The organism is Moorena sp. SIO3E8, assembly GCF_010692445.1.
Taxonomy (GTDB): Bacteria; Cyanobacteriota; Cyanobacteriia; order Cyanobacteriales; family Coleofasciculaceae; genus Moorena; species Moorena bouillonii.
Map to the genome: position 1 here is coordinate 38,781 of NZ_JAAHHM010000038.1, position 21,174 is coordinate 59,954.

Annotated in this window: 23 protein-coding genes and 1 pseudogene; 19 read left to right on the forward strand and 5 right to left on the reverse strand. The window is 41.3% G+C overall.

The genetic code is table 11. The features are described from left to right. Positions 1-169 precede the first annotated feature (169 nt). Positions 170-733, forward strand: coding sequence for an ISAs1 family transposase (locus F6K46_RS17820; RefSeq protein WP_293059241.1), 564 nt, complete (start codon positions 170-172; stop codon positions 731-733). A 19-nt stretch (positions 734-752) separates the two neighbouring features. Here F6K46_RS17820 and F6K46_RS17825 read toward each other — a convergent pair whose 3' ends face one another. Continuing rightward, on the reverse strand, positions 753-911 hold the full coding sequence (locus F6K46_RS17825; RefSeq protein WP_293059243.1) for a hypothetical protein: 159 nt from the start codon (positions 909-911) through the stop codon (positions 753-755). 41 nt (positions 912-952) lie between these two features. On the opposite strand from F6K46_RS17825, the gene F6K46_RS17830 reads away from it, so the two are divergent. Continuing rightward, on the forward strand, positions 953-1,324 hold the full coding sequence (locus F6K46_RS17830) for an ISAs1 family transposase (RefSeq protein WP_293059312.1): 372 nt from the start codon (positions 953-955) through the stop codon (positions 1,322-1,324). Between the two features lie 345 nt (positions 1,325-1,669). Here the strand turns inward: F6K46_RS17830 and F6K46_RS17835 are convergent, their stop codons facing one another. From F6K46_RS17835 to F6K46_RS17845, 3 genes are all read right to left on the reverse strand, one after another. Continuing rightward, positions 1,670-2,503: a class I SAM-dependent methyltransferase gene (locus F6K46_RS17835; RefSeq protein WP_293059245.1), complete on the reverse strand. Its 834-nt coding sequence runs from the start codon at positions 2,501-2,503 to the stop codon at positions 1,670-1,672. Positions 2,504-2,510: 7 nt separating this feature from the next. Next, entirely contained in the window at positions 2,511-2,672 is a 162-nt protein-coding gene (locus F6K46_RS17840; protein ID WP_293059247.1) for a hypothetical protein, read from the reverse strand. Positions 2,673-2,912: 240 nt separating this feature from the next. Then, a complete protein-coding gene (locus tag F6K46_RS17845) occupies positions 2,913-3,845 on the reverse strand; it encodes a class I SAM-dependent methyltransferase (RefSeq protein ID WP_293059249.1) in 933 nt (310 codons plus the stop codon). Positions 3,846-4,290: 445 nt separating this feature from the next. Between F6K46_RS17845 and egtD the strand changes: the two genes are divergently transcribed. The 4 genes and pseudogenes from egtD to F6K46_RS17865 all read left to right on the forward strand — a co-directional run bounded on the left by egtD (position 4,291) and on the right by F6K46_RS17865 (position 7,805). Further along, positions 4,291-5,322, forward strand: coding sequence for an L-histidine N(alpha)-methyltransferase (egtD, locus tag F6K46_RS17850; RefSeq protein ID WP_293059252.1), 1,032 nt, complete (start codon positions 4,291-4,293; stop codon positions 5,320-5,322). A 201-nt stretch (positions 5,323-5,523) separates the two neighbouring features. Beyond that, entirely contained in the window at positions 5,524-6,876 is a 1,353-nt protein-coding gene (ovoA, locus tag F6K46_RS17855; protein ID WP_293059256.1) for a 5-histidylcysteine sulfoxide synthase, read from the forward strand. Positions 6,877-7,006: 130 nt separating this feature from the next. Continuing rightward, positions 7,007-7,231: pseudogene (locus F6K46_RS17860) on the forward strand (DUF433 domain-containing protein). A 358-nt stretch (positions 7,232-7,589) separates the two neighbouring features. After that, the gene (locus F6K46_RS17865) at positions 7,590-7,805 is read left to right on the forward strand and encodes a hypothetical protein (RefSeq protein WP_293059259.1); all 216 of its coding nucleotides are present in this window, start codon (positions 7,590-7,592) and stop codon (positions 7,803-7,805) included. Positions 7,806-7,903: 98 nt separating this feature from the next. Here the strand turns inward: F6K46_RS17865 and F6K46_RS17870 are convergent, their stop codons facing one another. Continuing rightward, positions 7,904-8,494 (reverse strand): DUF4126 domain-containing protein, encoded by a 591-nt coding sequence (locus tag F6K46_RS17870; protein ID WP_293059262.1) that lies wholly within the window; start codon positions 8,492-8,494, stop codon positions 7,904-7,906. A 142-nt stretch (positions 8,495-8,636) separates the two neighbouring features. Between F6K46_RS17870 and F6K46_RS17875 the strand changes: the two genes are divergently transcribed. From F6K46_RS17875 to F6K46_RS17935, 13 genes are all read left to right on the forward strand, one after another. Continuing rightward, positions 8,637-9,920, forward strand: coding sequence for a Glu/Leu/Phe/Val dehydrogenase (locus F6K46_RS17875; RefSeq protein WP_293023937.1), 1,284 nt, complete (start codon positions 8,637-8,639; stop codon positions 9,918-9,920). A gap of 305 nt (positions 9,921-10,225) precedes the next feature. Beyond that, a complete protein-coding gene (locus F6K46_RS17880; protein WP_293023891.1) occupies positions 10,226-11,497 on the forward strand; it encodes a transposase in 1,272 nt (423 codons plus the stop codon). A gap of 504 nt (positions 11,498-12,001) precedes the next feature. Then, positions 12,002-14,074, forward strand: a complete 2,073-nt coding sequence (locus F6K46_RS17885; RefSeq protein ID WP_293059265.1) for a dipeptide ABC transporter ATP-binding protein — start codon at positions 12,002-12,004, stop codon at positions 14,072-14,074. 341 nt (positions 14,075-14,415) lie between these two features. Further along, positions 14,416-14,634: a hypothetical protein gene (locus F6K46_RS17890; RefSeq protein ID WP_293059268.1), complete on the forward strand. Its 219-nt coding sequence runs from the start codon at positions 14,416-14,418 to the stop codon at positions 14,632-14,634. Then, positions 14,631-14,927 carry a helix-turn-helix domain-containing protein gene (locus tag F6K46_RS17895; RefSeq protein WP_293059271.1) on the forward strand — a complete coding sequence of 99 codons (297 nt, stop codon included), beginning with the start codon at positions 14,631-14,633 and terminating at the stop codon, positions 14,925-14,927. The genes F6K46_RS17890 and F6K46_RS17895 overlap by 4 nt, the downstream gene beginning before the upstream one ends. A 451-nt stretch (positions 14,928-15,378) precedes the next feature. Next, positions 15,379-15,633, forward strand: coding sequence for a microviridin/marinostatin family tricyclic proteinase inhibitor (locus F6K46_RS17900; RefSeq protein ID WP_293059274.1), 255 nt, complete (start codon positions 15,379-15,381; stop codon positions 15,631-15,633). Between the two features lie 257 nt (positions 15,634-15,890). Then, positions 15,891-16,268, forward strand: a complete 378-nt coding sequence (locus F6K46_RS17905; RefSeq protein ID WP_293059277.1) for a microviridin/marinostatin family tricyclic proteinase inhibitor — start codon at positions 15,891-15,893, stop codon at positions 16,266-16,268. A gap of 69 nt (positions 16,269-16,337) precedes the next feature. Next, positions 16,338-16,655 carry a hypothetical protein gene (locus F6K46_RS17910; protein ID WP_293059280.1) on the forward strand — a complete coding sequence of 106 codons (318 nt, stop codon included), beginning with the start codon at positions 16,338-16,340 and terminating at the stop codon, positions 16,653-16,655. A gap of 17 nt (positions 16,656-16,672) precedes the next feature. Next, positions 16,673-17,587: a transposase gene (locus F6K46_RS17915; protein ID WP_293059315.1), complete on the forward strand. Its 915-nt coding sequence runs from the start codon at positions 16,673-16,675 to the stop codon at positions 17,585-17,587. A gap of 248 nt (positions 17,588-17,835) precedes the next feature. Next, the gene (locus F6K46_RS17920) at positions 17,836-18,825 is read left to right on the forward strand and encodes an MvdC family ATP-grasp ribosomal peptide maturase (protein ID WP_293059283.1); all 990 of its coding nucleotides are present in this window, start codon (positions 17,836-17,838) and stop codon (positions 18,823-18,825) included. Further along, complete coding sequence (locus F6K46_RS17925) at positions 18,785-18,931, forward strand: hypothetical protein (RefSeq protein WP_293117198.1); 147 nt, start codon at positions 18,785-18,787, stop codon at positions 18,929-18,931. Before F6K46_RS17920 ends, F6K46_RS17925 begins: the two co-directional genes overlap by 41 nt. Before the next feature lie 256 nt (positions 18,932-19,187). After that, positions 19,188-20,324, forward strand: coding sequence for an MvdD family ATP-grasp ribosomal peptide maturase (locus F6K46_RS17930; RefSeq protein ID WP_293059286.1), 1,137 nt, complete (start codon positions 19,188-19,190; stop codon positions 20,322-20,324). Positions 20,325-20,472: 148 nt separating this feature from the next. Further along, complete coding sequence (locus F6K46_RS17935) at positions 20,473-20,781, forward strand: hypothetical protein (protein WP_293059289.1); 309 nt, start codon at positions 20,473-20,475, stop codon at positions 20,779-20,781. Positions 20,782-21,174: the final 393 nt, after the last annotated feature.

Here is a 21,174-nt window from a genome sequence, read left to right on the forward strand (position 1 = left end):
TTTGCTGTTGCTTAAGCTACCTTGTGAATAGATAAGTTCAGGACCAGGGTAATCGGTTATATTGTTTTCATACCAATGTTGACCAAAGACTCCTCAGGGCTATTTCATTCTAAATATAAACAAGATCTGGTATAATATATCCCAAATTTCGTCTAATCCATCTACTACTGTGTCTCAAATCCCAATTATAGAAGCCTTTGCAGAGCTAGAAGACCCTCGTCGTCGTGCCGGACAGCGTCATTCCCTGCCATTGTGCCTAGCACTATTTACCGTGGGCTACGCCGCTGGGAATAAAGGATTTTTAGCAATTGGAGATTGGATTTCAAGTTACCGTGAGCCGTTGATTGATCTTTTCAAACCTCCGAAAAACAGGCTACCTTCTTACAGCACTGTCCGTCGTGCTTTACTACATATAAATTCTGAGCAGTATTCCCGGTGCCTGGCTAAGTTCTTTAATGTACAACCAGTTCCTGGAGAAACCATTGGTCTAGACGGAAAAGTCCTGAAACATTCCTATCAAATTGAAAATGATAATCCTGATTCCGATTCCCATCCAGCAATAATGTTGGTTAGTGCTTACATTGTGGAACGGGGCTTGATTTTAGAACCGTTTGAAGTTGATGCTAAAACCAACGAAATTAAAGCTCTACCAGACTTGATTCAGAAACTGGCTCTAAAGGGAGTTGTTTTTGCTTTTGATGCTATTAATACTCAAAAAAAACTTGTGAGTTAATTGTTAAAAGTGGAAATGATTATCTGGCAGCATTAAAAGGTAACCAGCCCAATCTATTTAAGGATGTCCAAAATAATTTTAAACCGGAATTTACTTTTAAACAAATCAACAAAGGACATGGTCGAATCGAAAAGCGATGCAGCGCGGTCTTGGGGGTTTCCCCCATGAGCGACTGCATCAAGACAGCGTCATGTAAGTATTTGTCAAAATCTTGATTCTATCCGTCCTTGGCCCGGACTTACTACTTTGATTCAAGTTAAATCAGAACGTCAAGTATTTACCCATAATGTCATTGAAGTTACTACTGAAACTCGTTATTATATTTCTTCATTGAGTTTAACAGCCCAAGAATTTGCTAAACGTATCCGTGGATATTGGGGTGTTGAGAATAAAGTCCACTATGTTAGAGATGTTACTCAAGGTGAAGATAGATCCAGAATTCGCACTAACCCTCTCCCTAAAATTTTTACCATAGCGCGCAATTTTACACTCAATTTATACCGTGAAAAAATGTTTAAAAACATGGCACAAGCTCAACGAATTTGTTCTTTTAGTCTAGACACGCTTAAGCAACTTTTTAGAATGAAATAGCCCTGAAGACTCCTTGATATATCTTGGTAAATAGCTCTAACACTGGCTGACTTAAATTTTCAGCGACAAGGTTAATATCATAGTATTTAGGAAATAGTGAACTCAGTTTCATCCCCTCGAATAAGGCAATATAAGCAGCGATTTGATTAATTACTGCTTGAGAATATTTGCTGGCCAGTAAACTGAAGGATACATCATGGTAAAAAACTTTCGTTGAAAAGTTGAAGTTATCTGCACCATAGATAATGTCCAAATGATTCTCGTGAATGTTTAATTTATTAATTTTAATGGTTTCAATTTTATTTCAAATTTGGTAACCAATTTTTTGCACAATCCAATAGTGACTTATGGTTTTTGAAAAATGATCAAATTTGTTTTTTGCTTAAAGCTAAATTGATTAGTTTCTGGCTTCAAATACTCTAGTATTTTTTCTTTAAATAATGAAAGGACATCAACCGAACTATTAAGAATACATTTTTTTAAATAAACTTCTAGCAAATCTCGATATTCACCATCAATTTCATGGTTATACTCAAAATCAATTACATCATACTTTACTTGAATTACATCTAAGGCTTTTTGGATATCTTCTGCTGTTATAAATCTTTGATAGTTATTCGGCTGTTCGTAATTTTCTATATAAAAATTATATAATTGATGGTAACAAGAATCTGAACTTGCTTGATACATCAAAAAAATACCACTGGGTTTGAGCAATGTCCTAATATGCTGTAGGATATCCTGAATTTTATTAATGTCTACAGTATAAAATGAATGAATTGCCCAAATAAGATCGTAGTAGCTACTTTTGGGAATTGCTGTTTCAATAGTTTCTGTAGAAGATAAGAACCCTTGATTTGCCTGAAAGTGTTTTAATTTATTCAACACTGAACTACATTGATTCAGACAATAGTCTGAAACATCTAGCAAATCAGATGATAGCTTGAGTTCACTATCAATTTTCTTATCTAATAAATCTGGTAAAAATCCTGTTCCACAACCTATATCTAAAAGTTTTATCGTATCACTTCCAAATGAATCAATTATTTGTAAAAATCGATGATTATTAACAAGATATTCGTAATCTATCCAAGTAATTTTGAACCAATATTCTAGATCTAGATTACTTTTTTGATAGTAGTCTTGAGAAGGATTGAGATTGTCACTGTTTTGTTTCATGGCTGTTTCAGATGTAGGATATATAGCAATTATCATAGCTATGAGGTACACAATTTCTGGATTTTAGGGAACAGGGAACAGCGATGCAGCGCGGTCTTGGGAAGGCAGCGCGGTCTTGGGGGTTCCCCCCATGAGCGACTGCCGTGGTTTCCCCCATGAGCGACTGCATCAAGACGGGAACAGGGAACAGAGAAGAGGGAATTGGGAATTGGGAATAGGGATGTGCTGCATCAAGAGGTGCGACCCGTGGCGAATTTAATTCTTAATGGGTCAAGCGCACCTAACAGGGAATCAAAGTTAAAGAAGACTGTACCTCATAACTGCGAGAAACGCTATATTTTTTTTTGCTACTAACTAACTTAAGGCGGGATGGTGGAGCGGCCCACCGTCCCGTTAGAGTTTTACCACTTTAAGCGGATACCCTTTCTTTTTCAATATAAAATAAAATTCCGGAGTGTGGAAGCATTATTTCTCCCCCCTCCATCTTTTGCGAACTCGTGCCAAAGTAGTCTAGGAGCAGTCGCAATTGTAAGGGTGAAAAAAATTCCGTGTTGGCACCAACTATAAAATTTAGTAACTGTTTCCCCAATTCAGACTCTTTGTCAAAACATTTTGTAATGTTTGTTGTAAAATCAATTTTTTCTTGACGAAACGGTAAATTTATTTCAGTTAGTAGTTCCTTTACATCATCGCTAAACCACGGATAATTTCCGTATAGTCGCTGAGTTGCATGGTAAAAAGGTTCATTCAGTAACTGTCTTTTAGCTACCCCTAAAATTACCATTCCTCCTTCCCGGATAAGTTCGTAAATTTTCCGAAATAAGGTTTTAATGTCAGAAAAGTAGTAAAGGGAATGAATTAACAGTATGATATCAAAACCTTGACGTGATTGAAAAGATTCAAATCCAACAGGATTAATTGTAAAATTAAATTTACCGGTGTGATCTATCCTGATTTTATCACACCATTCTTGTGCTTTTACACATTCTGCTTCGTTGGGATCAATGCCGACGAAATGGATAGTTTTGTTTAGAGAAAGAAGCTTTTCCAAAAAAGGTTTCTCAAACAATCCGCTCCCACAACCGATGCTAAGGATGCTGTAATCTTCTTGTGAAGACATCTTATCGTCTATAGTCTGAAGTGTCGCTTCAAGCATCATCTCTTGTTCGTTCTGCTGACTGCGATAGGCAACTTGGCCATCCATATATTCTTGGTCGTTGAGTTTGACTATCTGTAGTCTTGGATCTGAGAATAAATATGCGATCGCAGATTTTTGCAGGCTCTCCAGGGTGCCTACTGAATCATAAAACCCATCGGTCAAACTCTCATTTGTTAATGTCATCTATTTTTATTTTTTGTGATTAATACATCTAATTTTAAGTGCATCAAGACCAGGATCCCCCATCCTGCGGTTATGTTTTACGGGGGTTTCACCCACTCGCGCTTTGCATTAAGACGCCGTTTTTCTGTTAGACCACTCAACTTCTCAAAATTAGTGATGAATTCATTATCTCATATGTGGTGCTCAAGTTAACCTTGCTTGTAAATATCACACTATTGCTTATTTGTCAATCTAATTTAGATTAATTTAGATAGATGGGTTTGCCCTGCCCTCAGAATCGACAAAGTATAGCTAAATCCCTGGGTTCGCTGTCCAAAGTAAGAGCTATTCAAAACTGGTAAAAATTATGGTACTCTTAACCGGTGCTAATCAGATCATGTCTTAATCAGTATAAAGTACTGTTTTTGGAAAACTGTTTTTGGAAAACAAAATTTAAAAGAGTATTATGTCAACAACTTTTCAAGAGACCACAGAGAATCTGAGATTCAGTGAGGATCGCCTGGAAATTAACTATCTCGGGAGTGCCAACCTGCCTACTGCAACAGATGATGGCAAAGATATCATTAGAGGATTAACCCAAACGCCTAAATCTTTGCCACCTCGTTACTTTTACGATGAAAAAGGCTCCCAATTATTTGAGCAAATCTGCGAATTACCGGAATATTATCCCACCCGCACAGAGGCAGAAATATTACAACAGTATGCTGTAGACGTTGCCCAATTGACGGGAGCTTGCGAATTGGTGGAGCTGGGTAGTGGCAGCTCTACCAAGACTCGCTTGTTGTTGGATGCCTATGAAAGTCAGGGATATCCGTTGCGCTATGTTCCTATTGATGTCAGTGGGGAGATTCTTGAAGAGAGTGCCAAGCAGCTGTTGCTGGATTATCCCAAGTTAAAGGTTCAGGGTCAGGTGGGAACCTATGAACACGCCCTGAGCCAATTAACTCCAACACCATTACCTAGTCGGATGGTTTTCTTTTTGGGTAGTAGCTTGGGAAATTTTGCTCCTCAACAGTGCGATCGCTTTTTTGAGAAAATGATAGGTTTACTAGCACCAGGAGATTACTTTTTGCTGGGCATTGACTTACAAAAACCCAAGCAGATTCTGGAAGCTGCCTATAACGATACTCAGGGGGTGACTGCGGCATTTAACCTGAATATGCTAGCACATCTGAACTGGCGTTTCCAAGGAAATTTTGACCTGGATCGGTTTACCCATCAGGCGATTTATAATCAATCGGAAAGTCAGATTGAGATGTATTTACATTGCCAGCAGACCCATGTTGTGCGCTTAGCCAGCCTAGATTTAACGGTTGAGTTCCAAGCAGGAGAAAGCATCCTTACAGAAATTTCTCGCAAATTCAATTTGGAGCAGATGCAGCACTATCTTAAAGGTCGGGGACTAAACACAGTTCAGGCTTGGACTGATACCAAGCAATGGTTTGGTTTACTCCTGTGTCAGATACAGGGTGTGTAATCGACGTGTAAGCTATCAGCTATCAGCTATCAGCTATCAGCTATCAGCTCTCAGCTCTCAGTTATCAGTTATCAGCTCTCAGTTATCAGCTAAAGGCTGACCGCTGACCGCTGACCACTGACCACTGACCGCTGACCGCTGACCGCTGAGCGCTGAATATACACACCCCTAAGTTTAAGAATAGTATTTGGCACTCAAACCATGGATACTCTCCAATCTACTCAATTCCCTCGCCTTGACACCTGTAGTCGCGAATCTATTCTCAATTACTTTAAAAATTCATGGGAACTCGAAAATGTTCTGATGAAAAGTCTGGTTGGGGAAGAAACATTCTATATCAGTCCCGATCCATTAAGAAACCGTCTGATTTTCTATTTGGGTCACTCCGCTGTCTTCTACATCAATAAATTCCTTAAGGTTGGGTTATTGGATAAACCCATTAATCCTAACTATGAAATCCTGTTTGAGATTGGTGTGGACCCGGAAACTCCTGAAGAACTCGATCAAGCAACCAAAGATATCCACTGGCCGAAAGTGGAAGAGGTTTGGCGCTATCGAGATCAAGTGTATGGGGTGATTATAGAAACTATCGAAAAGACTCCTCTGAATCTGCCAATTCATCAAAATCATCCTCTTTGGGCGCTGATGATGGGAATTGAACACAGTCGCACCCACTTTGAAACCTCTTCGATGCTGATCCGACAACTGCCTGTAGAGCGGCTTGAACGTCCTGACAGCTGGAATTATGCTGTTTCTAATGGCAAGGTTTCCAAGAATGAAATGCTCCAAGTTTCTGGGGGTTCGGTAGAACTTGGTAAACCAGAAGATTATCCTACCTATGGCTGGGATAGTGAATATGGCAATCGTTCGGTGGAGGTTAAACCGTTTTTAGCCAGTGAGTATCTGATTACCAACGGAGAATTTCTGGAGTTTGTGAATGATAATGGCTACGATAATCCAGATTACTGGGATAAAGAATCCTGGATGTGGAAGACAACCTATAATATCAAGCACCCTAAATTCTGGATACCTACTAATAGTGGCTACAAGTATCGAGCCATGTTTGACGAGATTGACCTTCCTCTCGATTGGCCCGTTGAAGTGAATCACCATGAAGCCATGGCTTACTGTCGTTGGAAGGGTAAAGGGATTCGTTTGATGAGTGAAGCGGAGTGGAATCTTGCCACTGCTGGCAGGGATGAAAGTAGCACAAATTTCCAGCAAGACCCCTTTGCGATACAGGATTACAATCTAAATCTCAAGTTTGGCTCACCTAGTCCAGTGGGTATGTTAGAAACTGCTAAAAGTCCTGCTGGACTCTATGACTTGCGGGGGAATGTATGGGAGTGGCTGAGTGATGACTTCAAGCCGCTAGCAGGATTCAAACCCCATCGGCTCTATGAAGATTATTCTGCTCCCTTCTTTGATACCCAACATAACATGATGCTTGGTGGTGCTTGGGTGACTACTGGAACAGAAGCATCTACATTCTATCGTAACTGGTTCCGTCCCTACTTCTACCAACATGCTGGGTTTAGAATTGCGGTTTCATAGCTTTTTGTTGTAAAAAAAGGTGTAAGCATATGCGCTACTTGAGATGCTACTTGAGGTGCTATCAGCTATCAGTACCGGACCTGTGGGACTTCTTTTGAGATTGAGTTAAATAACACAAAAATAACAAACTATGGACTATCGCAACATCATCACCATCGAGCCGGGTAAACGCAGTGGTAAACCCTGCATAAGAGGCATGCGCATTACCGTCTACGACATTTTATAATATCTGGCCGGGGGAATGACAGAAGCAGAAATTCTAGAAGATTTTTCTGAACTAACCTCCGAAGATATCAAAGCCTGTCTTGCTTTTGCAGCAGAGGGTGATAAAAAGTTATTCGTGGTATCTTTGTGAAACTTCGTGTACAAAATGTCTATAGAAAGGAGCGCTTTTATGATGTCATGGAGAATGATGAAGTAAAAAACGAATATTAGAAGCAGGCAATTTCATCAATAATAATAAATACAGTAGTAGTTGAAGTAGAACCAGGTAAATCAATCCTTCTACTTGGGTCAATGGTAATTAATAGAGCGTGGAGAGTAATATTATCCTGATCCTAATACTAACCTCAAGACTTCTTTAGAAATCTGGACTTATAAAGTTAAAGAAATTTAAGCCTTAATAGATACTGAAGTCCAGCAAATAAAACTTCATGGCAGCGGACGAGGACTATTAGAATAGAAAGGTACGCTCGACTTGACCGGAGTGTTTTATGGTTTCATCAGAACTAATCTCGACCTTGAGAGAACTGAGTCGCTCAGACAAGTTCCATATCATACAGATTCTGATTTCGGAACTAGCCCAACAAGAAACGGATTTAATTAAACCTGACCAGTCTTACCCAGTGTGGTCGCCTTATGATGCGGTTGAGGCAGCGGATACAATGTTAAAAGTTCTACAGGCTGCCAAAGCTCAAGATCATGGGTAATCCTGAACGATATCCAAAAGACCTAAAAACGGCTCTGCCAAGAGACCCTCACCAACCACGAATATAGCGCAGGAATTCTCGCCTAAAAGTTATCCGCGTCAGTCAGGATTCTGGTCATGGCTTTGATCACTCATACGGGAACGCTTACCTCGAAAATACCAACGATACCAATGCTTAGCACTGCGAATCGCTAACCACAGTAGCAGTAAAGCGATTAATCCTCCTTGTTCAGGAGCATCAAAAGCCAAAATTATCAAAACTACGCACAGAAAATCCTGAAGAAAAACTACCCACAGAGGCAAGCCACGCAAACGGTAGAACCATCCTACTTGAACTAACTGGAGTACGAAGGCTAATAAGCCGCCGACAATACCGACTACCCAGACAAATCCCGTTAGTTCTTCGGCAAACTGAGTTACAGCAATACCAAGAATTGCTCCCACTAGAGGACTCAAGACTAGCTGAACTATTTGTAAGACTCGCTGTCCTAATAGATTTTTGGAGGCAAATAGCTCCACCAATGACCAAATTGTCAAGATAGTCAGCAAGACTGGGGGATGAATCTGTGAGAGTAACGGTACCTTCGACCAGAGTTGGTCACTGTGGAGCAAACCAATCACCAACAGGGGCAGGGCAATTCTCATTCCTGCCGCAGCGGAAGCTGAGAGGGCGGCGAGGAGTGCAATCATGAGCGTCGTGACTTTGGCAAGAGGTTTACTATAAACCAGTCAAGCTTAGCATAATGTAACAAAATATACAGTTTTTCTGTGATTAAATTAAATAACCAGGACTGGGTAAATGGTAAATTTTGTTAGCTGGAGAAATAAGGCCATGTCTGAGTCATTATTTGCTGATGCCAGTAAACGATTGCATAAATCACTGAAATATGTGTCAATTTCGGAGGATGCGATCGCACGCTTAAAATATCCCAAATCTAGTTTGAGCGTTTCCATCCCAGTCCGCATGGATGATGGCTCGTTACAGATGTTTCAGGGCTATCGGGTTCGCTATGACACCACCAGGGGACCAGCAAAAGGGGGAGTGCGCTATCATCCCAATGTTTGTTTAGATGAAGTCCAATCCTTAGCCTTTTGGATGACCTTTAAATGTGCTACCTTAAATTTGCCCTTCGGGGGTGGCAAAGGGGGAATTACTCTAAATCCTAAAGCCTTATCGAAGCTGGAGTTGGAACGCTTAAGTCGTGGTTACATCGATGCGATCGCAGATTTCATTGGGCCTGATATTGATATTCTCGCTCCCGACGTTTACACCAACTCCATGATTATGGGTTGGATGATGGATCAATACAGCGTCATTCGCCGTCAAATCAGTCCAGGGGTCGTCACAGGTAAACCCTTGGCCTTGGGAGGGAGTGTTGGTCGCGATACCGCTACCGCTACTGGCGCGTTTTTTGTGATTGAATCCATTTTGCCTAAATTTGACCAGCTGCCTCAAAATACCACCGTAGCCGTGCAAGGATTTGGTAATGCTGGTGCTGTCATAGCGCAACTGTTAGCTAAAGCAGGCTATAAAGTTGTGGCTGTCAGTGATTCTCAAGGGGGTATTTATGCCAAAAAAGGCTTAGATATTCCCAGTATTCGCCAATATAAAACATCGAGTCAAGGCATTAAAGCCGTTTACTGTAAAGGTAGCGTTTGCAATATTGTTGAGCATGAAGTCATTACTAATCAAGACCTTTTAGCCTTAGATGTGGATGTCTTGATTCCTGCTGCTTTGGAAAATCAAATCACTGAAGAAAACGTTGATAATATCAGAGCAAACTATATCTTTGAAGTAGCGAATGGACCAGTAACCTCGACAGCTGACAATCGTTTGGAAGAAAAAGGCATCTATGTTTTTCCTGACATTTTGGTTAATGCTGGAGGTGTCACCGTTAGCTATTTTGAATGGTTACAAAACCGGAGTGGACACTATTGGAAGCTCGATGAAGTCCATCAGCGTCTGAAAGAAAAAATGGTGGAAGAAACTGAAACAATTTGGTCACTTTCTCAGGAACTAGCAGTTTCCATGCGCACAGCTGCTTATGTTCATGCTTTGAATCGCCTGGGAGACTCCCTGGATGCTAAAGGAACTAGAGATTATTACTGTAAATAAATCCGAAAGGGGTGCATCTCCTAAAAGCTGTTTGAGCTGGTGGGTGGAATGGGCATCTTGGTGGAACGGGCATCTTGGTGGAACGGGCATCTTGCCCATTTCATTCCCGGACAGAATGTGCCAACACTGGCTACTAATAAAATCAGGGTGAGCGGCTTCCTAACCTACCCTACGCCACATTTACCTTAAATCTCGGAATTCATCTCCCGCCATAATCTCTGATTTGGCGGTGAGATGAATTCCGACCAATAAAAAAGAATGCAGTATCTATGTTTATCAGGGTTTGTTTATGATAAAATTTTATCATGATTGTACGCGAAGCTAAATTATTAAACGGTTCTCAGTCTCAATATGCAAGACTTGACTCAGCTATAAGGACTGCACAGTTCATTAGGAATAAGGCAGTTAGACTATGGCTAGACGAGCCAGATGTGGACAAATCTCGTATCTCTCGTTTATGCAAAGAGTTAGCCCAACAATTCCCTTTTGCTAAAAAGCTTAACTCAATGGCTCGTCAAGCTTCAGGAGAAAGGGCTTGGAATTCAATATCTAGCTTCTATCGTCGTTGTCGTGAAGGAGCCAAAAACAAAGGTTATCCTCAGTTCAAAAAGTATTCTCGTTCAGTTGAGTATAAAACCTCTGGCTGGAAACTTTCAGAGGACTGTTTAACCATTAATTTCACTGATGGATTTAAAGCGGGTCGGTTTTCTCTATTCTGTAATCATCAAACCAGAGAGGACTTATTCAGACTTAAAATTAACCGGGTACGAGTGGTTAGACGGGCTGATGGATATTATGCTCAATTCTGCTTTGATGCCAGTCGCTTTGAAGCGGGAAACTATACTGGAAATGTTGTCGGTATTGACTTAGGGTTGAAGTATTTCTACAAAGACCAAAATGACAATTCTGCCATCTATCCCAAGTATTTAAGACAAGCTGAGAAGCGGATTAAGAAACTACAGCGGCGGCTGTCAAGAAAGTTTGTCAAAGGCAAGAAGCCTCAATCAAACAACTACCACAAAGCCAGAATTAGACTGGGTAAAGCACATTTGAAGGTTCAAAGGCAGCGTAAAGACTGGGCAGTGAAGTTAGCTCGGTGCGTAGTCCACTCTAACGATGTGGTTGTCTATGAAGACCTCAAGATACAAAACATGGTCAGAAATCATCACTTGGCTAAGTCAATTTCTGATGCTTCGTGGTATCAATTCACTCAATGGTTAGACTATTTTGGGAAAGTTTGGGATAAAACAGTGATTGCTGTTGCACCGAATTATACATCTCAAGATTGTTCACATTGTGGTCATCGAGTGAAGAAATCTCTCAGCACTAGAACTCATCAATGTCCTAAATGCCAGACAGAAATTTGCCGTGATACAAATGCAGCATTAAACATTTTAAAGAAGGGCATGAAGATTCTAGGCATTGAGTGGAATACAGGTACTGAAGGGCATTCAGGAACCTCCGAGTATTCGGGAACGCTTGAGGAGACTACCACCTCTGCTGTAGATGGGCAACCTGAAACAGTAAGTGGTGTCGCTGAGTCAAGAATCACTGTTTGTGAGAATCCCGCGCTGTAATCTCTGATTCAGCGCCGGGAGTATGTCAATATAGCATTTCCAAATATATCATAAAAACTTATCACCAATCTAGTGATAAATCATGATCAAATATTTAATGGTTTGCTAATTATAACGTTTGAGACTTTTATAATTTTAGGAAGGGCGTTATCTAGTTAGCGATCGCATACAGCCCAGCAGAGCATATCGCCAACTTTTACAGACAACGATCAAAGGTTAATTTTCCCTCTGGTATAGAAAGGCAAATTACCAAATAGCAATCACAGCAAGACCTTGGGGCTTTGATTAAAAATTATCAACAAATCCTTGACAAACCTCTTTTATTCAAAAGCACCTCAAATACCGTGCGCTATGGACATAAGCTGAATACTTACTTCCCAGGTAGCAGCCAGATCGATCTGATTGAAGATAGAAAACAGCTGATAGCTGACGTAGGGAGTAAACCCTAGAGTCAAGTTTTGTATGATTTAAGTTAAGTCTGCTAACTTAATCCTCTTGAATGCCATGACTGACAATGTTCTTGACGTCCGTAATCTGAAAGTCCAATTCCAAACCGATGTAAAACAGGTCACAGCCGTTGACAGCATTGACTTTCAACTGCGTCGAGGACAAACCCTAGGGATTGTGGGGGAGTCAGGCTCTGGGAAATCAGTCACGTCTTTGGCCATAATGGGTTTGATCCCCTATCCTGGTAAGGTTACCAATGGCGAGATTTATTTCCGACCCTCAACTCGGGAAAAAGGGGTGGATTTACTAGGGGTGAGTCCTGATCAAAAACAGTCCTACCGGGGTGGTCAAATCTCAATGATTTTCCAAGAACCGATGACCTCCCTTAACCCAGTGTATACCTGTGGGTTTCAACTGACAGAAGCGATTCTGCAACACCAGGATGTTTCCCTAAAAGAAGCAAGGCGTCAAGCCATGGCTCGTCTTCAAGAGGTGAAGCTACTCCCTAGCGACCAACAATTGAGGGAGACTTTTCTAGAGGAATTCCGTCGGGAGAACCCTGGTCAAGCTATACCGGGGGAACGGCTAATTAATCGCCACATTAACCAGCAAAAACGGGAAATTTTAAAGCGCTATCCCCATGAACTGTCTGGTGGTCAATTGCAGCGGGTCATGATTGCGATCGCAATTTCTTGTAACCCTGATGTGTTGATTGCTGATGAACCCACTACTGCTCTCGATGTTACCGTACAGGCAACCATTCTGGATTTGCTGAGGGAGTTACGGGATACCCGAGGGATGTCCATGATTTTTATTACCCACGACTTAGGCGTGATTGCGGAAATTGCTGACAGCGTAGCGGTGATGTACCAAGGCAAAATTGTGGAAAGGGGTGATGTCTGGAAAATTTTCTCTGAACCAAACCATCCCTACACCAAGGGATTATTAGCCTGTCGCCCAACTCTCGACCAAACTATAACATACCTACCGACTGTTTCTGACTTCATGGAGGTGGTAACTACTCCTAGTGGAGAACAGGTGATCCGAGAAAAATCAAAAGGGTTGAATGTTGACCGGTTCCAGCTTCAAACTTCGTCAGATAACCTACCCTACGGGAACGCTAAAGGCGAACAACCTTCAAGCTTCCAACCTTCAAGCTTCCAACCTTCAACCTCCCAACCTTCAACCTCCCAACCTTCAACCAAACAACCTTCAACCTTCAACCAAACAACTACACCACCATTAGTTTCGGTTCGTAACTTACAGGTAGGCTTTCCGATTCGAGGCGTATTTGGCGGGACGAAACGCTATATGATGGCAGTCAATGGAGTATCCTTTGATGTTTATCCCAGTGAAACCTTGGGCTTAGTGGGAGAATCCGGTTGTGGCAAATCTACCTTAGCACGAACATTGCTGCGCTTGATTGAACCCATGGGTGGAGAAGTAAACTTTGATGGTAAAGAGATTACCACCATCAAGGGTATGGGTTTGCGGCAATTACGCCGTGAAATGCAAATTGTGTTTCAGAATCCCTTTAGTTCCCTCGATCCACGACTAAAGATTGGGGAAGCAGTGATGGAACCCCTATTGATTCATGATGTTGGGGGTAATAGTAAGGAAAAACGCGATCGCGTGGCTGAGTTGTTGGAGCGAGTAGATTTAAATCCTGACTGGATGAATCGCTATCCTCACGAATTTTCTGGAGGTCAGCGCCAGCGGGTATGTATTGCTAGGGCACTCGCTCTTAATCCTAAGTTTATCATTTGTGATGAATCCGTTTCTGCTCTAGATGTTTCTGTACAGGCACAGGTTCTGAATTTGCTCAAACAATTGCAGGAGGATTTCGGCTTAACCTATATCTTCATTTCCCATGACTTGAGTGTAGTCAAGTTTATGAGCGATCGCATTATGGTAATGAACCAGGGCAAAATTGAAGAAATTGGTCCCGCTGACAATATTTATCGAGAACCGCAGCAGGATTATACTCGTCAGCTGATTGCTTCTATTCCCACTGGTACTCTTGATCGGATTCAACAGCAGCAACACAGACGACAAGCTATGGAAATACCTGAGATTAGTGATCCATGGTCTGTTAATTCTGAGATTAGTGATCCATGGTCTGTTAATTAAGGGAAAGGTTATTTTTTTTAATTCAAAATTTAATTCAAAATCCCAACTTAAAAATTCAAACAGGTATAGCCTTATAATTTTTAATTGTTGACAACGGATACAAGCCCCTGAATTAATTTCAGGGGTATTTTTGAATTTTGAATTGATAATTTTGAATGGTCGCAAAGCAATCTACCTTCCTCCCAAATTAGTTTTTTAAGTTTTTTAACGTTTTTGTATTATTTTAGTGTTTTATGTTATTATGAAAGTAAGGAGATAAGGAGATAGAAAGAAGCCAGCGCAAAGTTTCCATGGCAAACGCTGGCTTCTGGCTCCTCCATTAACACAAGGAGATACATCCTATGCTAAAACCATTTCACCCTGATGGTGAGGCTCACCCCTACCAACAAACGGTGGAACAGGCTTCGACGCTGTTTGCCAAGCTGTTTGCCACAAGCTGTCAGTGGCGGATTTGCCATCTCATTTTGCGGCTAGCGCTATACTTTTGGAGTTCACCAGCCATCACCGTACTAGCCTGTGAACAAGACTTAGAAACTCTAGCAGTAGAGGAAGCTTTATGAAAAAGCCCCGTCCTCTAACCGAAAAAGACCAAGCCTTAATCCAGCGCTACAGTAACTGCAAATTGGGGATGACACCACAACAGTTTTATCGAAAATGGTTAGTGACTTACGAGGTCATCGCCTGTATTTGCTCCCGTAGCGAAGGCACAGTACAGCGCTGGTTTGCCAGAGGTCACAACTATCGCTCTCCGATGGCAATTGATTTGTACCATCTGGCCATAATGGATTTCCTTCTGGAGCATTTTGAAGAAATTCCTGAAGAACTCAAGAATTTCCTGTGTCCACCACATTAACAAGATGGAGATATCCGGAGATGGGCTCAGAATCGTCTTTATTTCTTTGATATCCAGATAGCATCGGTATTTTCAGGCTTGGGTAATGGTAATGGTAATTGTGATTACTCTCGTACCATTACCCATTACTAAAAAAAATACCAATGGTTCAAAGTAGGACTACACAGAGATTTCTAGGGCTATGAGACATAATTGTTATTTTTATGTCCTATTTTGTTTTAATTATTAAGGGTAGAATAAATTTTTGTTGCTAATATACTACGTAATACTTGGAAACTATCAAGTGTTAAGGGTTTAGTTAAGTGGTTATTTTTATCATGTAATATCACTTTAGGTAGAAAATTTTAGGATTTTTATTCTCTACTACCTACTTACTACTCCCTAATACCTTTGCTAAGGGCTAGTTTAACTAGCAAGTAAGTTCAATCAATTACCTAGGAGTATTTTTTCAATGTCAGACCTGAACAATCCAGAAGAAAATTCCCAAGCAGTTCCCTTTTTTGCCCGCTACTTGGAGGGACAATTTATTGAAGACTTATCTAAAGAAGAAATGGAAACTGTCAAAGGTGGTACTATATTGCCTATTCGCAGTCTTACCAGAAAGTACCCATCTGATCGGGAAGATTGGTCGGGGGTAACCTTTAAGTTTCGAGATGATATAATAGTTGAGACTCAAAAGTACCCATCTGATCAAGAAGATATATAGCAATCCGTGTAATATTTTCAGACCGGGGATATCTGGAAAATGGGGAAGAATCTACCCAGATCCTAACTTATTTATTTTAGGTTTCAATTAAAAATTTTCGCCAATTTGGCGTTACAGCTAGGGAGGCATGGCTTTTAATAGATTTATAGGAAAATAGTTGTGTCTATTCATGGGTCTATTCATGGATATACTCATACTTAGCCACATCCTATCTCCTATTTCCCCACATCTTATTTATCCACTAGGAGTTTAAAGCCATGTCTAATATGGACAAACCAGAAGAAAATTCCCAAGCAGTTCCCTTTTTTGCCCGCTACCTAGAAGGGCAATGGTGCGAAGAGCTATCTGAAGAAGAAATGGATGATGTTAGAGGCGGTCGCGGTTTTGCGATGACACGGAAGTACCCCTCTGATTGGGAAGATAGTGTCGGATGCTTTACTCGGAAGTACCCCTCAGATCACGAAGAGGGTGGTGGTGGTCCAGTCATGACTAAGAAGTATCCCTCAGATCACGAAGAGGGTGGCGGTGGTCCAATCATGACTGAGAAGTTCCCATCGGATCAAGAAGATGGTGGCGGTGGTCCAATTGTGACCCTGAAGTTCCCCTCTGATGAGGAAGATGTTCACCAGAAGTAATATCGTGTCTGGTTGACTATAGCGTTATTTATAACTGCTATAACACAATTAATAAAGGTCAAGAATTCGATGCAGCAGGTAATTACAGCAAAGCTGAAGTTGAACTGCACACCGGAGCAAAAAGAAAAGCTTCGTGCAGTTACTTTAGCCTATCGTGATGCCTTAAACTATACATCGAAATTGGCCTTTGAAAACGGCAAAATTTCCTATGCGGCTAAGTTACAAAAGCAGGTTTACTACGACATTCGAGAACGCTTTAGGTTACCAGCCCAAATGGCATGTAATGTACCTCGACAGGTAGCTGCAATCTATAAAAATATCTGGATGAAAGTAGAGCGTAATGCTACTCACTTAAAATCTGGCATTACCAACAAGCGAAAGGGTTAGATACCCCTCCTAAATTCATAGCTCGAACTTGTACGTTTAGTTACAAGCGTGACTACTCGTTTGTTAAAGGTAAAGCTAGCCTAGTTACCTTAGAAGGTCGGATAAAAGTTGACTACTCCGGATATCAAAAACACTTAGAATTGATTCATTCAGGTATAGCCAAAATAGGTGCAGCAATAATTTGCTATGCTGAAAAAACCAAGACTTACTATTTACTAGTAAGCTTAGAGTTGGAGCTACCCGAACTTAAACCTGAAGCGATTAAACGTGTTGTTGGTGTGGATGTAGGTCAGCGCTATCTAGCCGTAACCTTTGATACGAATAAAACAGCTGGTTTCTTTTCTGGCAAGTCAGTGATTCATAGAGCTAATCGTTACTATAAAACGAAACAAACTCTACAGCGAAAAGGCACTCGTTCGGCTACCAGACGGTTGATAGTCTTGTCAAAACGAGAGAGACGGTTTAACGCTGATATTAATCACTGTATTGCCAAACGTGTCGTGATTTTTGGCTCATTGATTGGTCTAGAAAATATTACCCATAATCCTGATCAAATTAAGCTAATACAACTAGGCCATGAACCATCTAGAAAACTTAGTAAACCCCATATAAATAAAAGGATTTGGGAGTTTACTAAGTTACATTACTTCATTGACTATAAAGCCGTTTTGGGTGGCGCTTTAGCGATTAGAGTTGATGCTGATTTTACTTCCCAGTCATGTCCCCGTTGTGGTCACACCAGTAAAGCCAATCGACCCAATAATGGATTAGATTTTGATTGCATGGCTTGTGGATACAAACTACATGCTGATTTAGTCGGAGCCAAGAATATCGCACTGAGAACGCTCCTCTTGAGGCAAGACTTTGAGAGGACGGGGCGACTTTCAACCGTCCCTGATGTGTCCCAGGATGAAACCAAAACTCTAGACTGAGGGGATTGCCAAAGGCTAGCCTATCTCGGAACTTAGATTGGAGGTGGACTGTAGACACAATCCCTTTGCCAACACCAGGTGTACTCGATGAGAGTACTCGATCAGGCAGGGGTAGTTGAAATAATTACCGATACTATTTCTCCCTTTGCGTCAACTGAGCTTTTAAAACCCGCGATCAGCCCTCAGCGATTAGCTTTGGGCTGAGTGTTATCTATTTAACCGTTATTTATTCGTTATCATTTAGGTATATGAACCGATCTCGTGATATAATTGTCTTGATCACTCACAGTGGTGATTATTTCACTATTGATAGAGTCGCCGAAGCCCTATCAAAACGAGGCGCTAAACCCTTTCGCTTTGATACCGATCAATTTCCCAGTAAGGTGCAACTAGCAGCCGGGATCACTAGCGAAGGACTTAGTTACCAGTTAGACTATAATGGAAACTCCATTAAAACCGAAGACGTGCAGGGGGTATGGATGCGCCGACTCTGGCATCCACAAGTCAGCCCAGATTTAGCTCCCCAATTCCAAGACGCTTGCGTTAGGGAATCATTAGCAACCATTGATGGTTTCTTAGATAATCTCAACCATGCTCGTTGGGTAGATAAGTTAGAACGAATCCGAGAAGCAGAAAACAAACCACGTCAACTCAGAATTGCTAATGAAGTTGGTCTGCTCGTTCCCCGCACTCTGGTCACGAATAATCCAGATCGGATGCGGGGTTTCTTCGCAGAAGTAGGAGGAAAGATGGTGGCTAAGTTGCTTACTCCTCTTTCTTACGGTATGGAAGCTTCTTCTTTTTTCCTATATACCAGCGTTGTGAAAGAAGAAGACCTCCAAGAGGCAGAAATGTTGCGCTATAGTCCGATGGTATTCCAAGAGGAAATTCCTAAACAGCGGGAGTTGCGAATAGCATTCGTGGCGGGAAATTTATATGTAGGAGCTCTCGATGCTTCTCGATATTCTGCAACAACGATGGATTGGCGCTCTGCTAAACCAGAAGACTGTCCTTGGGAACCTGATCAATTGCCCAGTGAGGTTGCCCATGGCCTGAATGCTTTGATGGCAAGGTTGGGACTAACCTATGGCGCTATTGATATGATTGTCACCCCAGACGGTGAGTATGTCTTCCTAGAAGTTAACCCCACTGGCGAATGGGGCATGCTAGAGCGAGATTTGGGTTACCCCATTTCTGATGCGATCGCAGATGCCTTATTGTCTGACGTTGCTAATTAAGGCAAAAGGCAAAAGGCAAGAGGCAAGAGGCAAGAGGCAAGAGGCAAGAGGCAAAAGGCAAAAGGCAAAAGGCAAAAGGCAAAAGGCAAGAGGCAAAAGGCAATAATAAAGATGTTTTTAAGGCAATAATATCTCCCCTTATTAAGGATATATAGTCAAAAAATACTGTACATCATAAGTGCTATCAACGCTATAAAATAAAAAAAATTACTATAAATCATGATTTATTTATGTTTGGAATTACCTAGTTTAATCTATCATAACTTAGATGTTGAATACTGCAATATATAACTAATTTAGTTTTTTTGATTGTAGGGTATTAATTAGGAATAATTAACTTGGGAAATTTGTGATTTTTACTTTTGGAGCGATACTTAACAATTTTATTCTCCCGACTCCCGACTCCCTATTCCCTATTCCCTATTCCCTACTCCCTACTCCCTACTCCCTACTCCCGACTCCCTACTCCCTATTCCCTATTCCCTTTATTATTAACAATGACAGTTTTAATTATTACCCATAGCCAAGACAACGAAAGCATTCCCCTAGTGGTAAAAGCCATTGAAGAAAAAGGGGGGAAAGCCTTTCGATTTGACACTGACCGATTTCCCACGGAAGTCCAACTAGATGTCTACTACGGTAAGAATAAAGACGGTAAGAATACAGAAAGATTAATCCTAAAGTCTGAGGAAGAAAAGCTAGATTTGCAGGAGGTCTCCGCAGTTTGGTATCGGCGCATTGCCATGGGGGCAAGAATTCCCAGCACGATGGATCCGCAAATGCGGCAAGCCTCTGTACAAGAATCCCGTGTAACCATCCAAGGTATGATTGCCAGTATCGATGGCTTCCACTTGGATCGGGGCTCTGTGATTGAGCAAGCTAAGAATAAGCAGTTACAGCTAAAAGTAGCACGGGAACTCGGGATAGATACTCCTCTTAACCTGACTACCAATAATCCAGCAGCAGTGGTGGAATTTGCCAAAGAATGTGAGTCTGGCATAATTACCAAAATGCTCTCATCCTTTGCCATCTATGATCAGCAGGGAGAGGAGCAGGTAGTGTTTACCAATCCGGTCAAACCGGAGGATTTGGACAACTTGGATGGACTAAGGTTCTGTCCAATGACCTTTCAGGAACATCTCCCTAAGGCACTAGAGTTACGAACGACAATTGTCGGAAAGCAAGTGTTTACTGCTTCGATAGACTCTCAACAGTTTCCAGGTGCTCGTTATGACTGGCGGCGACGGGGCGTTGATTCCCTAAACGCTTGGCAGCCCTATCAGTTGCCCCAAGATCTGGAAGAAAAGTTGCTGAAGCTAATGGATTACTTTGGCTTGAACTATGGCGCGATTGATATTATTTTAACTCCCGATGGTCGCCATGTATTTCTTGAGGTCAATCCAGTGGGAGAATTCTTCTGGCTTGAGCTTTGCCCTGGCTTACCAATTTCCCAAGCTATTGCTGATGTTTTGCTGAACTTAGTGCCACGGCGTTCTTAGTATAGCAAAGGGAGCAGGCAATAGGGAGAATATAGCGCTACGGGCAAGGCAATTCCTGTGTTCACCCAGATACAAACGCTATCTATCATAGTAACATAGGTAAAATAGTTTGTTTATAGTCTGGGTTTAACTTCAGGATAATCTGAGCATGAAAAAGCAATTATTTTATCTAATTAAAATAACATCTACTAGTTTAATTACTTGCGCTTTAGGTCTAGAAATTTGGTATATTTATTTACAGTTAACCCATAGCTCTCTACCAAGTAACCTCTATTATGTATTGTGGCTAGGAAGTATCGCTTTAATATCCCATTTCATTGAAGGTGTAATCGCTGCTTTTAAAGCTGACAGTTGTGATAAAAATCCTATAACCTATGGCATTTATACGTTTTTTGTGGGGTTTGTTGGATTGTGGGAATTATTGAATCCAAGTTCAGAAAGTTCTAGCTATAAATAAACCGTTGTACTGGATTATTTCCCGATATCAAGCAAAAAATGATTAGTGTAACTGACCAATTAGAATTGAGCGACCCTATTTTAGCAAGAGCCATATCCACAGGGCAAACGCATCTTAAGATTATGGTGTGGATGCACCTTAGCTGCATCATCCCATTTCTTCCTAACTAGGGCGCTCTAGCAGATGCGATCGCTAATAGTTCGCTTTTTCCCGACAGGTGGTGCTCGCGCCGCTAAGCTTGAGGCCGTTATAGGTAAAGATCGGACTATACCAATCCTAAATGATTTTGAAGAAAAATGAGATATCATGGAATATAAATTTACCACCATGTTCTCATGACTCTGGAAGAATTTATAGCTAGCAATCGAGACCCTAGAGAGCTAAAGCGAGCAA